14 protein-coding genes are annotated in these 12,954 nt (G+C 60.6%); 5 read left to right on the top strand and 9 right to left on the bottom strand.

The genetic code is table 11. The features are described 5' to 3' along the window. Positions 1-10: 10 nt before the first annotated feature. Positions 11-484, top strand: a complete 474-nt coding sequence (locus KI235_RS15455) for a (2Fe-2S)-binding protein (protein WP_003201837.1) — start codon at positions 11-13, stop codon at positions 482-484. Positions 485-496: 12 nt separating this feature from the next. Beyond that, positions 497-2,734, top strand: a complete 2,238-nt coding sequence (locus KI235_RS15450) for a xanthine dehydrogenase family protein molybdopterin-binding subunit (RefSeq protein WP_212795135.1) — start codon at positions 497-499, stop codon at positions 2,732-2,734. Positions 2,735-2,780: 46 nt separating this feature from the next. On the opposite strand, the gene KI235_RS15445 is transcribed toward KI235_RS15450, so the two are convergent. The 7 genes from KI235_RS15445 to KI235_RS15415 form a co-directional block, all read right to left on the bottom strand. Further along, a complete protein-coding gene (locus KI235_RS15445) occupies positions 2,781-3,689 on the bottom strand; it encodes an AraC family transcriptional regulator (protein ID WP_003201833.1) in 909 nt (302 codons plus the stop codon). Between the two features lie 243 nt (positions 3,690-3,932). Next, the gene (locus KI235_RS15440; protein ID WP_212795134.1) at positions 3,933-4,679 is read right to left on the bottom strand and encodes a YkgJ family cysteine cluster protein; all 747 of its coding nucleotides are present in this window, start codon (positions 4,677-4,679) and stop codon (positions 3,933-3,935) included. Positions 4,680-4,969: 290 nt separating this feature from the next. Further along, positions 4,970-5,746, bottom strand: coding sequence for an alpha/beta hydrolase (locus KI235_RS15435; RefSeq protein WP_003201829.1), 777 nt, complete (start codon positions 5,744-5,746; stop codon positions 4,970-4,972). A 24-nt stretch (positions 5,747-5,770) separates the two neighbouring features. Continuing rightward, positions 5,771-6,844, bottom strand: a complete 1,074-nt coding sequence (locus KI235_RS15430; RefSeq protein ID WP_013693352.1) for an alpha/beta hydrolase — start codon at positions 6,842-6,844, stop codon at positions 5,771-5,773. A gap of 60 nt (positions 6,845-6,904) precedes the next feature. After that, positions 6,905-8,275: an epoxide hydrolase family protein gene (locus KI235_RS15425; RefSeq protein WP_039011963.1), complete on the bottom strand. Its 1,371-nt coding sequence runs from the start codon at positions 8,273-8,275 to the stop codon at positions 6,905-6,907. 37 nt (positions 8,276-8,312) lie between these two features. Continuing rightward, the gene (locus KI235_RS15420) at positions 8,313-8,570 is read right to left on the bottom strand and encodes a DUF2790 domain-containing protein (RefSeq protein WP_003201821.1); all 258 of its coding nucleotides are present in this window, start codon (positions 8,568-8,570) and stop codon (positions 8,313-8,315) included. A 179-nt stretch (positions 8,571-8,749) separates the two neighbouring features. Continuing rightward, a complete protein-coding gene (locus tag KI235_RS15415) occupies positions 8,750-9,712 on the bottom strand; it encodes an AraC family transcriptional regulator ligand-binding domain-containing protein (protein ID WP_028236883.1) in 963 nt (320 codons plus the stop codon). A 67-nt stretch (positions 9,713-9,779) separates the two neighbouring features. Between KI235_RS15415 and KI235_RS15410 the strand changes: the two genes are divergently transcribed. Together KI235_RS15410 and KI235_RS15405 are read left to right on the top strand one after the other, a co-directional pair. Next, entirely contained in the window at positions 9,780-10,634 is an 855-nt protein-coding gene (locus KI235_RS15410; RefSeq protein ID WP_212795133.1) for a sterol desaturase family protein, read from the top strand. After that, positions 10,631-11,224, top strand: a complete 594-nt coding sequence (locus KI235_RS15405) for an NAD(P)H-dependent oxidoreductase (protein WP_038858994.1) — start codon at positions 10,631-10,633, stop codon at positions 11,222-11,224. The genes KI235_RS15410 and KI235_RS15405 overlap by 4 nt, the downstream gene beginning before the upstream one ends. Before the next feature lie 28 nt (positions 11,225-11,252). Here KI235_RS15405 and KI235_RS15400 read toward each other — a convergent pair whose 3' ends face one another. Then, positions 11,253-11,483, bottom strand: coding sequence for a hypothetical protein (locus KI235_RS15400; protein WP_244864251.1), 231 nt, complete (start codon positions 11,481-11,483; stop codon positions 11,253-11,255). A 526-nt stretch (positions 11,484-12,009) separates the two neighbouring features. Between KI235_RS15400 and KI235_RS15395 the strand changes: the two genes are divergently transcribed. Then, the gene (locus tag KI235_RS15395) at positions 12,010-12,324 is read left to right on the top strand and encodes a c-type cytochrome (RefSeq protein ID WP_212795872.1); all 315 of its coding nucleotides are present in this window, start codon (positions 12,010-12,012) and stop codon (positions 12,322-12,324) included. A gap of 108 nt (positions 12,325-12,432) precedes the next feature. Here KI235_RS15395 and KI235_RS15390 read toward each other — a convergent pair whose 3' ends face one another. Continuing rightward, the gene (locus KI235_RS15390; RefSeq protein WP_212795132.1) at positions 12,433-12,942 is read right to left on the bottom strand and encodes a nitrous oxide reductase accessory protein NosL; all 510 of its coding nucleotides are present in this window, start codon (positions 12,940-12,942) and stop codon (positions 12,433-12,435) included. Positions 12,943-12,954 lie beyond the last annotated feature (12 nt).

The raw sequence follows: 12,954 nt of genomic DNA, 5'->3' as shown, positions 1-12,954 counted from the left end.
TGGTACCCCTATGAGCGCCCTCAACATCAATGGCCGTGAATACACGGTCGACGTAGACCCAAGCACCCCGATTCTTTGGACCTTGCGCGACACGCTGGGCATGACCGGCACCAAGTTCGGCTGCGGCGCGGCGTTGTGTGGCGCCTGCACCGTACACCTGGATGGCCAGGCCATTCGTTCCTGCGTGACGCCCATTGCCGCCGCCGAAGGCAAGAAGATCACCACCATCGAAGCGGCAACCAACGGCAGCGACCCGGTCGGCAGCGCCGTGCACGAAGCGTGGGTCAAGCATGACGTGGCGCAATGTGGCTACTGCCAGAGCGGCCAGATCATGAGCGCGACCGCTTTCCTCAAGGCCCAGCCCAAGGGCAAGCAGCCCACGGCCGCCGAGATCGACTCGGCCATGGCCGGCAATATCTGCCGCTGTGGCACCTACGCCCGTATCCGCGCCGCGGTGGCTGATGCTGCCAAAGCCCTTGCCTGATCGGAGCAGACCATGTTGAACGAGATTTTCCCGAACGAGCACCCTCGCGCCTTGCAGCACCTGCTTGAACGCGACGAGGCTGACGGTCCCGCTACGCTGCCGCGCCGCAGTTTTCTCAAGATCGTCGGCGTCGGTGGTCTGGCGCTCGGCGCTTTTCCTCACCTGGCCCTGGCGCAGGAGGCCAATGGTGCTGCCGCGCCGCTCAAACCGACCCAGCAACCCTCGGCATTCGTGCAGATCGCGCCCAGCGGCGAGGTCACGGTAACCATCAACCGCCTGGAGTTCGGCCAGGGCGTGCAGACCGGCTTGCCGATGATTCTTGCCGAAGAACTCGATGCCGACTGGAGCCTGGTACGCAGTCGCAACGGCAACAGCGACGCCGCCTACATGGACCCGGCCTTCGGCATCCACCTCACCGGCGGTTCCAACTCGATCAAGAACAGCTATACCCAGTACCGCGAACTCGGCGCCCGCGCCCGCGCCATGTTGCTGAGTGCCGCCGCCGCGCGCTGGAACGTCGACGTGGCGAGCCTGAGCACCCAGGCCGGCATGGTCCTCGGCCCGGCAGGCCGTAAAGCGAGCTACGGCGAGCTGGCCGAAGCCGCGATGGCGATGCCGGTGCCCGAGCAGATCACGCTCAAGGATCCCAAGGATTTCCGCATCATCGGCCAGGCCACCACCCGTATCGATGCCAAGGCCAAGAGCAGCGGCCAGCAGGATTTTGGCATCGACATGCATCTGCCGGGGCAGCTCACCGCTGTCGTCGCCCGGCCACCGGTGTTCGGCGCCAGAATCGCCTCCCTGGATGACAGCGCGGCACGTGCCACGAAAGGTGTAAAAGCCGTGTTGCGCATACCGCTGGACGGCGGCGCCGAAGGTGTTGCGGTGGTCGCCGACAGTTACTGGCAGGCAAAGCTGGCACGCGATGCGCTGAAGGTGGAGTGGGATGCGAGCGCTGTAGAAAAAGTGGACAGCGAGAAACAATGGGCTCAATACCGGGAACTGGCCAAGCAACCCGGCCCGCTGCACTTTGATGCAGACATGACGCCGCTTGCCAGCGCGCCGCATCAACTGGACGCCGAGTTCGTGTTTCCCTACCTCGCCCATGCGCCGATGGAGCCCCTCAACTGCACCGTGCAGCTAGCCGAGGATGGCGCTCAACTGTGGGTCGGTACGCAGTTCCCTGGCGGTGATGGTGCCGCGGCCGCCAAGGTGCTGAACCTCAAGCCGGAACAGATCCAGGTGAACGTGCAGACCGCCGGCGGTGGTTTTGGCCGGCGCGGTGTGCCCACCAACGATTTCGTCGTACTGGCTTGTGAGGTCGCCAAGGCCGCCCGCACCGCCGGGGTCAACGCCCCTATCCGCACCCTTTGGAGTCGGGAGGACGACATCAAGGGCGGCTACTATCGCCCCATGCACCTGCACCGTGCGCGCATCGGTTTTGACGACAGCGGCAAGGTGCTCGCCTGGGACCACGCCCTGGTGGGCCAATCGATCATCACCGGCACCGTGTTTGGCGGGCGGGTGAAAAACGGCATCGACCCGACCGCCACGGAAGGCCTGCGCAATCCGTATCCGCTGCCCATGCGGCTGACGGTTCATCACCCCAAGCTCAACGTTCCCGTGCTGTGGTGGCGCAGTGTGGGCTCCACCCATACGGCGTTTGTGATGGAAACGCTGATCGACGAGATCGCCCGCACGACCAGGCAGGATCCGGTGGCCTACCGGATGAAACTGTTTGGTGAGCAGAGCCCACGCCATCGCGAGGCGCTGCAATTGGCCGTGGACAAGAGCGAGTATGGCAAGCGCCAGTTACCGGCGGGCCATGCCTGGGGCGTGGCGGTCCACGAGTCGTTCAGCTCGGTGGTGGCCTACGTCGTCGAAGCCTCGGTGCAGGACGGCCGGCCGGTGCTACACAACGTGACGGCCGGTGTGCACTGCAACCTGGCCGTCAACCCACGCAGTGTCGAGGCCCAGGTCCAAGGCGCGGCGCTGATGGGATTGTCGATGTGCCTGCCAGGTGGCGCGATCACCCTGAAAGATGGCGTGGTGCAGCAGAGCAATTTTGCTGACTTCAGCGTGCCGCGCATTACCGACATGCCGGCGTTTGCCGTCCACATCGTGCCCAGCGCCGAGCCTCCTACGGGGATGGGTGAACCCGGCCTGCCGGCACTGGCCCCGGCTTTTGCCAACGCGGTGGCGAGCCTGACGGGTAAACCGTTGCGTGAGTTGCCTTTCAAGTTGACGTGACAGGCGTGTGAGGCTGTCTGGTCGCAATGCCAGACAAGCCTCACGATCACAAGCGAATGCGCTTGATATCCCGCTGCGGTGGCGCCCCAAAGAGACGGCTGTATTCACGGCTGAACTGCGAGGCACTTTCATAGCCAACCAGGCCCCCTGCACTGCTCGCATCGACGTTCTGGCTCAACATCAACTGCCGAGCGGCTTGTAGCCGCAGCTGCTTCTGGTATTGCAACGGACTCATACCGGTCACGGTCCGAAAATGCTGGCGAAACGTGGATGGACTCATGTGCGCTTGTGCCGCCAGATCGTCCATGCGCAACGCCTGGCGAAAATTCAGTTTCAGCCAGGCAACCGTCTTGGCGATGTGCTGGCTGGGTGACCCGGCAGCGATCACATGCAGCAACTGTGGCGCGTGGGCACCGCTCAACAGGCGAGCGATGATCTCTTCCTTGATCAGCGGAGCCACTGTCTCAAGCAGCGACGGTTCCTCCAGCAGTTCTATCAAGCGCCGCAGGGCGTCCAGCACCCCGGCATCCAGCGCTTGTACGGTAATCGGTCGAAACGCGTCGTCCCTCATGCGTTGTGACAACTGCATGCGCTCGGCCACCTGCATGACCATCGTGCTGTCGAATCTCAGCATCATGCCCAGGAACGGCTTGGCGACGCTGGCTTGGGAGACATGGGAAATGACCGGCAGATCCACGCAGGTCACCATGGACTGGCCCGGCGCGTAAGTCAGTATCTCGTCCCCGAGCATGGCTTGCTTGCGGCCTTGCAAGGTCACGCCGATACCCAGGCCATAGATGCAGTGCGTCGGCGCGGTGATCGCGTTGCGCCGATGCAGGCTCAAGCCGGCAATGGCGGTGATCTGGTCGCCCTCGCTGGGCACAAGCTGGCTGACCGAACCGGCCAGGCGACTGATGTCGCAGACGCCCTGATCGCTGTTGAAATCGGTGTGCACATTTCACTCCTTGAAAACATCGGACCCACGACTTGCGGTGATGGCGAATACTGTTCGGCATCACCGCAAGTCGTTGATCAATATGGACGCAGTATGCTGGGTCGGCGATTCGAGTCGCTTGCCTGATTGACGCAATTTCTTGCACGATTTAACGATCCGTAGCGCGCATCAGTCACTGGCAGCCGGGCATTACAAGATGTTTCATGGGGTGGGGGTGCACAAAGTGATGGCTTCGCTGGGTGCCTAAAGATTCTGGAAGATGTAGCCGGTTGACTGATGATCATCCAACGCGATACCCACTTGCAGCAGTTGTTGGGCCAGGGCCGGCGTTTCGACCCGCACTTTCCAATCCAGACCTGTCGGTGCCACGGGCGCGCGATCGTAGCGAATGATCGCTTCAGCCAATTGCGCCCGATCAGGCAAGTACACCGCCAACGCGTTGCCCTTCCAGGCGGCGACGTTCATGCCCATCGCTTCACACAGCGCAATCTTGGCCCGGGCGTCGTCCCTGTCCGCCTGGCGGGAACGTTCGATCTGATCGGCCAGGATCGGATCGACAACGCGGTCGGTAAACAAGACCTCGCCCGCCTCCCAGACCTCAGGCGGACAGACCTTGTCGGCAGGACGCAAGGCAATGAGCGGATTGATTTCCATCGGGTAGATTCGACAGACCAACGGCCGCTCTTCATAGATACCGCAACGACCATCGTCGCCGAGATTGCGGCATTGCGTCAGCGCATTACCCGCCAGTACCACAACGACTCGAATCTGGGCATCGCCACTGGTGACTGCCACGGCCCGTTGGGCGCTGTGGGCGAATTGCCTAGGCTCGGAAGGCCAGGTTGACTCATCGAACGCCTCCAGTATGACCGCCACCTCATGTCCGCGGTTTAGCCACTGCCTTGCCTCATCCAACGTCAGCGGAATCAGCCGGCCCTTGCAGCAGATCCCGCAGCCGTTGCAGGCAAAGCGGATCGTGTTGTTCTCCATATCAAGCACTCGCACGCATGTTTTCGATGGCCTACAAAAGCCCCTGCCACTCGGATACTGCTGTGGCAGGGCCTCAGGGCCGCGAGAGTATGTGGAGCGAAACGCCTATCCGTTTGCCGGATTCGCCGGCATCGTTGCCTGATCCAAGGGAATTTCAGGTCTCGGACCTTGGGGAGAAATACCGTTGTTTCAGACAACCGTTGCCTCGATCCCTGCAATCCGTCAGAGAATGAAGGTACAACCCGCCTTCGAGAGGCGCGCTCTATCTTCCGAGGCCGCTCAGATGAGTATCACTTCGCCGCAGCGGCTGTCTCAATCAAGCGAGCGACCGGCTCGGGGTTTGAAACCATCACCACATGGGACGCGCCCTTGACCACTTTCACCGCCTTGGCCTCGGCACGCTGGGCCATGAACGCCATGGCCTGCGGCGGGATGTTCTTGTCCTTGTCGCCATAGATGTACCAGGACGGAATGTGCTTCCAGGCGGGCGGCCCGGCCTGCTCGTTCAAAGCCGCTTCCGTGACCGGCCGTTGAGTCGCGGCCATCAGGGCCGCTTGTCCGGCGGGAACATCCGCGGCGAACTGGTCGTGGAACTTGGCTTGCTGGATGTACAAGTCCTTGCCGCCATCAGTCAGCGGGACAGGCGCGGCAAGGGTTGGGCCCAGGGTGCTGCCGGGGAATTTGCCGGCAAGTCCGGCGACGGTTTCCCCCGCCTCGGGGGCGAACGCGCTGACGTAGACCAGTGCCTTGACGTTGGCGTGGTCATTGGCCGCTTCGCTGATCACGTTGCCCCCGTAGGAATGACCGACCAGCACAACGGGAGACTTGATGCTGGTCAACAAGGCTGACACCGCCGCGCCATCGCTTTTCACGCTGCGCAGAGGGTTGGCCGCCGCCACCACCGTGTAGCCGTCTTTCTCGAGAATCCTGGCGACACCATTCCAGCTTGATGCATCGGCAAAGGCACCATGGACCAGGACCACGGTGGGTTTTTCAGTTTGTGCAAACGCGTTGGCACCGATGAACAGACCAGCGCTGCACGCCAGTACGGCAATGACTTTTTTCATTGAATACTCCTTGGGTTTTGAGTGTTAGCGCAGATGATCAGCGTCGATCACAGCCTGGGCGAAAGCCTGCGGCGCTTCTTGCGGCAAGTTGTGGCCGACACCGCCATCGATCAGGCGATGCTCGTATTGGCCAGTGAAACGCTTGGCATAGGCTTCGGCGGGGGGATGAGGAGCGCCATTGGCATCACCCTCCAAGGTGATGGTCGGCACGCTGATCGACGGGAACGTCGCCAGTTTCTTTTCCAGCGCGTCGTATTTGGCCTCGCCCTTGACCAGGCCCAGCCGCCAGCGATAGTTGAAGATTGAAACGGCGACATGATCGGGATTCTGCAAAGCGGCGGCGCTTCGGTCATACGTCGCGTCGTCGAAGTTCCACTTGGGCGACGCCAGCTGCCAGATCAGTTTGGCGAAGTCGTGGGTGTTTTTCTCGTAGCCGAGGCGACCACGCTCTGTCGCAAAGTAGAACTGATACCACCACTGCAGTTCGGCGGCCGGTGGCAGCGGTGTCTTGCCGGCCTCCTGGCTGCCGATCAGGTAGCCACTAACCGCCACCAGCGCCTTCACCCGCTCCGGCCAAAGGGCCGCGACAATGTCGGCGGTGCGTGCGCCCCAGTCATAACCGCCGAGCACGGCTTGCTTGATCTTCAGTGCGTCCATGAAATCAATCAGATCGCTTGCCAGTGCAGAAGGCTGGCCGTTGCGCAGGGTCTTGGCCGACAGGAAACGCGTATCGCCATAACCGCGGGCGTACGGGATCAGCACGCGATAGCCCTTCTCTGCCAGCGCTGGCGCCACATCCGCGTAGCTGTGAATGTCATAGGGCCAACCATGCAGCAGGATGACCACCGGCCCGTCGGCGGGACCGACCTCGGCATAGGAAACGTCCAGCAGGCCGGCCTTGACGTGCTTCAACGGGCCGAACGAGGTGTGACTACCCGGGGTGATGGCGCCGATGGTGCTGGCAGGTACATCGGCGGCGTTTGCCTGCGACGACGCGAAGCCCAAGGCGCCCAATTGCATCATCGCGAACACCAGGATGGCTGGGGTGAACAAACGAGTACGGCGCAGTGCGGATGGGTGGTTCAGAGTCGTGTCCATGTGAATCTCCCTTACGAATGGCGGGTGAGCGGCTCCCAGTCCGGAGCCGCCAGGAAAGGTTTAATGGGCGGTCTGGGCGACGGTGTTTTGCGCGGCGCTACGCAATGGCCGGAATGCCTCGCGCAACTCTTCGCTGAACAATTGCGGCTGCTCCCAGGCAGCGAAATGGCCGCCCATGCTGACTTCGTTGAAGTAGGACAGCGATGGATAGGCCCGCTGGGCCCAGGTTTTCGGGGCTTGGTAGATTTCGTGGGGGAACACGGTGATCGCCACCGGGACCTTGATGTCAGCGGTTTTTTGCGCCGCCGCACTGAAGTTATTGTTGTTGTTCTCCCAATAGAAACGGGAGGACGATGCGCCGGTGTCGGTCAGCCAATACAGGCTGATGTCGTCGAGCATTTCATCGCGGCTGAGCACACGCTCCGGCTTGCCGTCGCTGTCAGTCCAGGCGGCAAACTTCTCGTACATCCATGCCGCTGTGCCCGAGGGCGAATCCGCCAGCAGATAACCGATGGTCTGCGGCCGGGTCACCATCATCGCGCCGTAGGCTGCATTGCGGCCGAAGAAGGTGCTCAGCGAGTTGTAGGCAGTGCGTTCCGGACCGCTCAACCCCGCAGGTGCCGGTTCGCCGCTGTTGATCGGCTTCACCAGCTCCGGCGGCACGGTCGCCGGCATGTTCAAATGGATGCCCAGCAAACCGGGCGGCGCCAGGCGGCCCAGGGCGTCGGAGATGACCGACCCATGATCACCGCCCTGGGACACGTAATGGGTGTAGCCCAAGCGTTTCATCAGCACGTCCCAGGCCTTGGCCACGCGGTCCGGGCCCCAGCCCAACTCAGTTGGCTTGCCGGAAAAGCCGTGGCCGGGAATCGAGGGGATCACGACGTCGAAAGCGTCTTCGGCGCGACCGCCGTAAGCGGTCGGATCGGTCAGCGGGCCGATGGTCTTGAGAAACTCGAACTGCGAACCCGGCCAGCCATGGGTAAGGATCAGCGGCATGGCGTTGGGATGACGCGAACGCACATGAATGAACTGGATGTCGACACCATCGATCGTGGTGATGAATTCGGGCAATGCATTGAGCCTGGCCTCGGCCTTGCGCCAGTCATAACCGTTGCCCCAATACTTCACCAAGTCCTGTACCTGGGCCAGTTGCACGCCCTGGGAAACGTCGTTGACGGTTTCCTTGTCCGGCCAACGGGCGTCGGCAATGCGCTTGCGCAGTTCGGCCAGCTTCGCGTCATCGACATGGATGCGGTATGGACGGATGGCTTCGGATTGAGACGATTGAACCGTGCCGGATGGCGCGACGTCGACGGTGGCCGCCCAGGCCCCCGGGCTGGCAGCGAGCAGTGCGAGACTGAGCGCACTGCCCCAGGCGGTGTGAACCAGGCAACGGTGCCAGGCGCAAACGGATGAAATTGCAAGCATGATGACTCTCCTTGAGTGAGTGGCCCACGGACCTGGATCAATTGTCCTGAGCGCAGTCCTGAGCGACGGCGTTGTAGTCCAGTGCCTGGATCTGGCCGGCCGAGTCCAGGTAGGTCATGCGTGTCTCCACGACGCCGCAGCCCGAGCCTTGCTTGACCGAAAGCACCTTGGCGACATCCAGGTGGTCGCCATACATGTAGGTGTGAGGCTTGATGCTGCCTTGGGCATTGGCCGCGACAGCGCCAAGGCTCAGTGCGGCAAACAGGGACGCGATGCTGAGGTTTTTCCAGTTCATGACGTTATCTCCGACGTGGGGTGAGCCAGTGAGACGGCTTGGGCTGTCTCGGTGGGCTCATTTGACGTCGGCCAGGTATCGCGCATGTGTCAGCGACGGCCTTGAATGAAATCGTCCGTATCAACAATGGCCTTGGATACACAGAGATACATTCGTATCCGGAGGGCTCGCTGATTGCCTTACTTCACCGCCCGCCATCTGCTTCGTGCATGCAGGTACGCGGTCGTATCGCTGTAACCCAACTGAGCAGCGATCTGCGCCAGGGATTCGCCCTGCATTTCCAGGAGCAACTCCAGTTCGGCGCGAACCTGGTCGAGCAACTGCCTGAAGGTCGTGCCTTGTTCCTCAAGGCGCCTGCGCAGGGTCCTCGGCGTCTGGTGCAGTGCTTGCGCCAGATCGACCAGCGTTGGCGTTTCGCCTTTGGCCAGTGATCGCCGGACACCGTCGGCCAGCCTGGCCGACCAGCCGGTGAAACTGCGGTGCGCGGCAACCCGGCGGTCGAGTTCCTGGGTCAACAGTTCCAACATGCCGTGATGACGCGTCTGCATCGGCAGGCATGCGCTTGGGGCATCGAAATAGAAACGGTTGTCCGGGCAGTCGAACTCGATACGGTCTCCAAACCATTGGCTGTACTGTTGGTAATACGAGGGCCGCGAATGGGCGAATCTGGCGAGAGTCGGTCGTATGTCCTGTCCCGTTCCTCGCCGTAATTGCGTAACGGCCATCACGCCATAGTGCTCTACGACGTACCGCGCCAAATCCCCCGGTGCATCGACACTCAACTCGACGCCCAGACCGTTTTCGTCATTGAGCAAGCGCACCGTGTCCGTGTCCGAGGCAAGCGCGGCGTACCGCGCCCAAAGCTGCATGGACGACAACACGTCAGGACTGTACAGGCAAAGATAAGCCAGGACGTGCCAGTCCTGAGGCGTAAATAGCGCAAACAGTTTCAAGCCGATCGCCGGATCGACGCGCGCCGCTTCGCGCCAGAGCTGATCCAGCTCGATCAGGTTGTAGTCTTTTTGCCTCCCGCCAGCGTGACTGTCCAGGAAACGCTCCAGCACCTGGCCCAATTTGCCCCGGTGAAAGCGTTGGGGTGAACGATTGACCGCTTCTCGCTCGATTCTGTCCGTTTCGCGCATTGGGAGGGCTGACTCGCTGGCTTCTAATGAAATGGCATTGCCCGCTGGGGCCTTAATCGAGAGTGCCATGAATACAACAATGCTCGCCAATAATCCTTCTGCAGTCGTGGCCGGGATATTCCTCGCCTTCATTTTGCTGGAACTTGCTTGCTCGGCCTTGCGCCAGTCATCGGGCGGCAAGCGTGATGTACTGATTGAAGTCATCGGCTCCGGGATCCTGGTTGCAATCACCTTCCCCGCCGTCATGTGGCTGAGCGGCAAGTTGCTCAGCCTGGTTGCCCCACAGATGAAAGACGCGCTGGTGGCGATCCCCTGGGCCGCCGGGTTCGTGTTGTTCCTGTTGCTGGACGACATGACTCAATACTGGTGGCATCGCCTGACTCACCGGGTTCCCGCCCTCTATGCGTTGCATCGCGCCCATCATTCCGCGCCCTACATGAGCGTCCGGATCGTTTACCGCAACAACAGTTTTTATTACCTGCTCATGCCCGGGATCTGGCTGTCCGGCATGCTGATCTACCTGGGCCTCGCGCCGGTCTACTACGTTTACCTGATCATCAAGATGACTGTTATTTTCGCGGCGCACAGCAGTGTTGCATGGGATGACAGGCTTTATGGGGTTCGTGGTTTGCGGCCTGTGGTCTGGCTTCTGGAGCGGATAATTTCCACCCCGTCCACCCACTCTGCCCACCATGGCTTGACGGCCGAGGACGGTGTCACCCATTACAAAGGCAACTTCGGCAACCTGTTGTTTCTATGGGATGTGCTGTTCGGGACGGCAAAAATCACGCGCCGACGCCCGCCAGCCTACGGAATCGAGCACCTGTCACCGATCAGTTGGCAAGAGGAATTGTTCTGGCCTGTCGTGCGCTCACGCCGTACCGCGCCCAAGGCCAGCGCACAACCGGAGGTGACGCAATGAGCCGCCACATCGTTGTGCTGTCGGGTTCCAACCGCGAGGACAGTCAGTCGCTGAAAGTGGCGCGTTATCTGCGCCAGCGACTGACGGATCTCAACCTGTGCGACGCCAGCGACTTGATTGACCTGGCCGCCTGCCGATTGCCGCTTTGGCCGGAAAAAGACCGCGATGAGGTGTGGCTTGCCCAACAATCGATCCTTGCCAAAGCGACAGCACTGATCGTGATCAGCCCGGAGTGGAATGGCATGGCCTGCCCCGCGCTGAAGAACTTCTTCCTCTATGCGGGGATCAATGAGCTCGGGCACAAACCCGCGCTGTTGGTGGGCGTCTCGGCTGGACTTGGCGGCGCCTATCCCATCGCCGAGCTGCGTGCGTCGAGCTACAAGAATTGCCGGATCACGTATTTGCCGGAACATCTGATCATTCGGCAGGTGGAGTCGATGCTCAACGACCAGGAACCGGCCCACGAAGACGACAATCGCATTCGGGGGCGTGCTGATTGGGCGTTGCGCATGCTCTGCCAGTACGAAGTTGCGTTTCGCGAGATACGGCTGGCCCTCGAACATCCTCCGGCGTTTGCTACCGGTATGTAGGCGCGGTCGTCACTGCAGATCCTGCCGCTCAGACCGTCCCGGCTTTGCCATGAAACGCTTGCCCCAACACCGCCAACCGCTCTGCCAACGGTGGCAGGCACTGGCTGCTGCGAGTCAGGATGCCAATGTTGTCGGCATTGCGCTCAGCCACGGCCTGGACGCTTTGCAAGCGCTCATGGATCCCCATCGACGCCTTGGACTGTTCCTGGGCGGCGCTGGCGATCAGGTCGTTGCCGGAACAGCTCACTGGCGATGGCACGCCTGGTCACGGTCAGTTGCGTCTGTCCGACTCACGCAGGCTTGATCAAACCACCGCGATATCGCAGGGACGATTGCACGAAGGTGTTGGTCGATACCCAGGGATACATTCGTATCAGGAGCCGCTCGGAGGCCGGGCAAATAGAGGGAGGTGGAAACCAATTAACTAAAATTATCGAGGATAAAATAGTTGTCTGCTGATTTAAAGCCATACAATTCAACCTGCTAGGCTGCATAAAATAAATAATTGCTGAATGCGACCCAGTCAGCAAATAACAAGCAGGGTTAAGTTTTGATCTTTAGCGTAGAGTCGCTAAACAATTGAACGCTCGTGAACAGCCGAGCCTCTAATAAAAGTAACAATACCGCCTTTCACATAAATGGACGCCTATCAACATGCCTCGGTCTATACCGAAGCGAGTTTGCCTGGGCCATTCATTGTCCATTCATAATGTTCAACACGAAGCCTGTTGAATAAACCGAAAGCAGGCCGTTTCGAGTCCGCTTCCCTGTCTGAGGAAACACCGATGAAAAATATATTTATTCCCCTGCTGGCCCTGGGTGCTGCCCTGACCTTGCAGACGGCTCAAGCCGTTGATGGCGAAGCTCTCTTCAAGAGTAAGCCGTGCGTGGGCTGCCACATGGTCGATGCTCGAATGGTCGGTCCAGGTTACAAGGAAGTAGCCGCTAAATACGCCGGGCAAGCTGACGCGTCGGCGACCTTGGTTAAAAGCATCAAGGAAGGCAGCACCGGTAAATGGGGTCCCATTGCAATGCCCGCCAACCAAGTGACCGACGAAGAAGCGAAGACCTTGGCCGACTGGATCCTGGCGCTGAAGTAAGTTTGCCCGCGAGAAAAGCGCCAGTGATGTTGTCGAGGTAAGTTTTCAAGGAAGTCTACACATCGCAGAAGTGAGCCAGCTCTCTTCTGCGATGTGGCGCTCATTCAGTCACATCGTGGACGATTGTTGCAAAAGCGTCAGATCGATGTCCTCAAACCGCAGAACTCTGCCGCCCTGCTCGTTGGCCAGCTTGCGCGCGGCGGCCTCCTCGGAAAATGACGCCAGGACCACGCCCATGGAACCTTTGAGCCGGGTCCCGACGACATAGTAGGCTTTGGTGGCATCAATCAAGTAATGGTCGTCGGGTTTCTCCCAGGCACTTTTACCCATGTCGTGCACATACAGTTTCGCCTCAGTGAGGTGATTCTCTGGCTGAAGCCACCATCCAAGCATTTCTGCGGTAGAACAGAACTTCTTGACCGTGCCTTTTGCCACGACCTCACCCTTGGGGCCCGGGAAGTCGGCGATCACCATGCCGCAGACATGACACTCGTCGCTCTGATGGAAAGCCGTCGGCGCAAGGGTTTGCTTTTCTTCTGCGCGATCATTACAAGCAGCCAATCCTAAACAGATAAAGACGACCAGAGCACGGGCTCCGATCAGGTACAGAGTGTTCATCGCAATAGCCTC

Source organism: Pseudomonas sp. St386 (assembly GCF_018325865.1).
Taxonomy (GTDB): domain Bacteria; phylum Pseudomonadota; class Gammaproteobacteria; order Pseudomonadales; family Pseudomonadaceae; genus Aquipseudomonas; species Aquipseudomonas brassicacearum.
This window is presented reverse-complemented; position numbering and strand designations above follow the sequence as displayed.

Bases quoted from the DNA above. Each gene is read 5' to 3' on its own strand.
- KI235_RS15455 (WP_003201837.1), top strand. From the start codon at position 11: ATGAGCGCCCTCAACATCAATGGCCGTGAATACACGGTCGACGTAGAC.
- KI235_RS15450 (WP_212795135.1), top strand. From the start codon at position 497: ATGTTGAACGAGATTTTCCCGAACGAGCACCCTCGCGCCTTGCAGCAC.
- KI235_RS15440 (WP_212795134.1), bottom strand. From the start codon at position 4,679: ATGGAGAACAACACGATCCGCTTTGCCTGCAACGGCTGCGGGATCTGC.
- KI235_RS15435 (WP_003201829.1), bottom strand. From the start codon at position 5,746: ATGAAAAAAGTCATTGCCGTACTGGCGTGCAGCGCTGGTCTGTTCATC.
- KI235_RS15430 (WP_013693352.1), bottom strand. From the start codon at position 6,844: ATGGACACGACTCTGAACCACCCATCCGCACTGCGCCGTACTCGTTTG.
- KI235_RS15425 (WP_039011963.1), bottom strand. From the start codon at position 8,275: ATGCTTGCAATTTCATCCGTTTGCGCCTGGCACCGTTGCCTGGTTCAC.
- KI235_RS15420 (WP_003201821.1), bottom strand. From the start codon at position 8,570: ATGAACTGGAAAAACCTCAGCATCGCGTCCCTGTTTGCCGCACTGAGC.
- KI235_RS15415 (WP_028236883.1), bottom strand. From the start codon at position 9,712: ATGCGCGAAACGGACAGAATCGAGCGAGAAGCGGTCAATCGTTCACCC.
- KI235_RS15410 (WP_212795133.1), top strand. From the start codon at position 9,780: ATGAATACAACAATGCTCGCCAATAATCCTTCTGCAGTCGTGGCCGGG.
- KI235_RS15405 (WP_038858994.1), top strand. From the start codon at position 10,631: ATGAGCCGCCACATCGTTGTGCTGTCGGGTTCCAACCGCGAGGACAGT.
- KI235_RS15395 (WP_212795872.1), top strand. From the start codon at position 12,010: ATGAAAAATATATTTATTCCCCTGCTGGCCCTGGGTGCTGCCCTGACC.
- KI235_RS15390 (WP_212795132.1), bottom strand. From the start codon at position 12,942: ATGAACACTCTGTACCTGATCGGAGCCCGTGCTCTGGTCGTCTTTATC.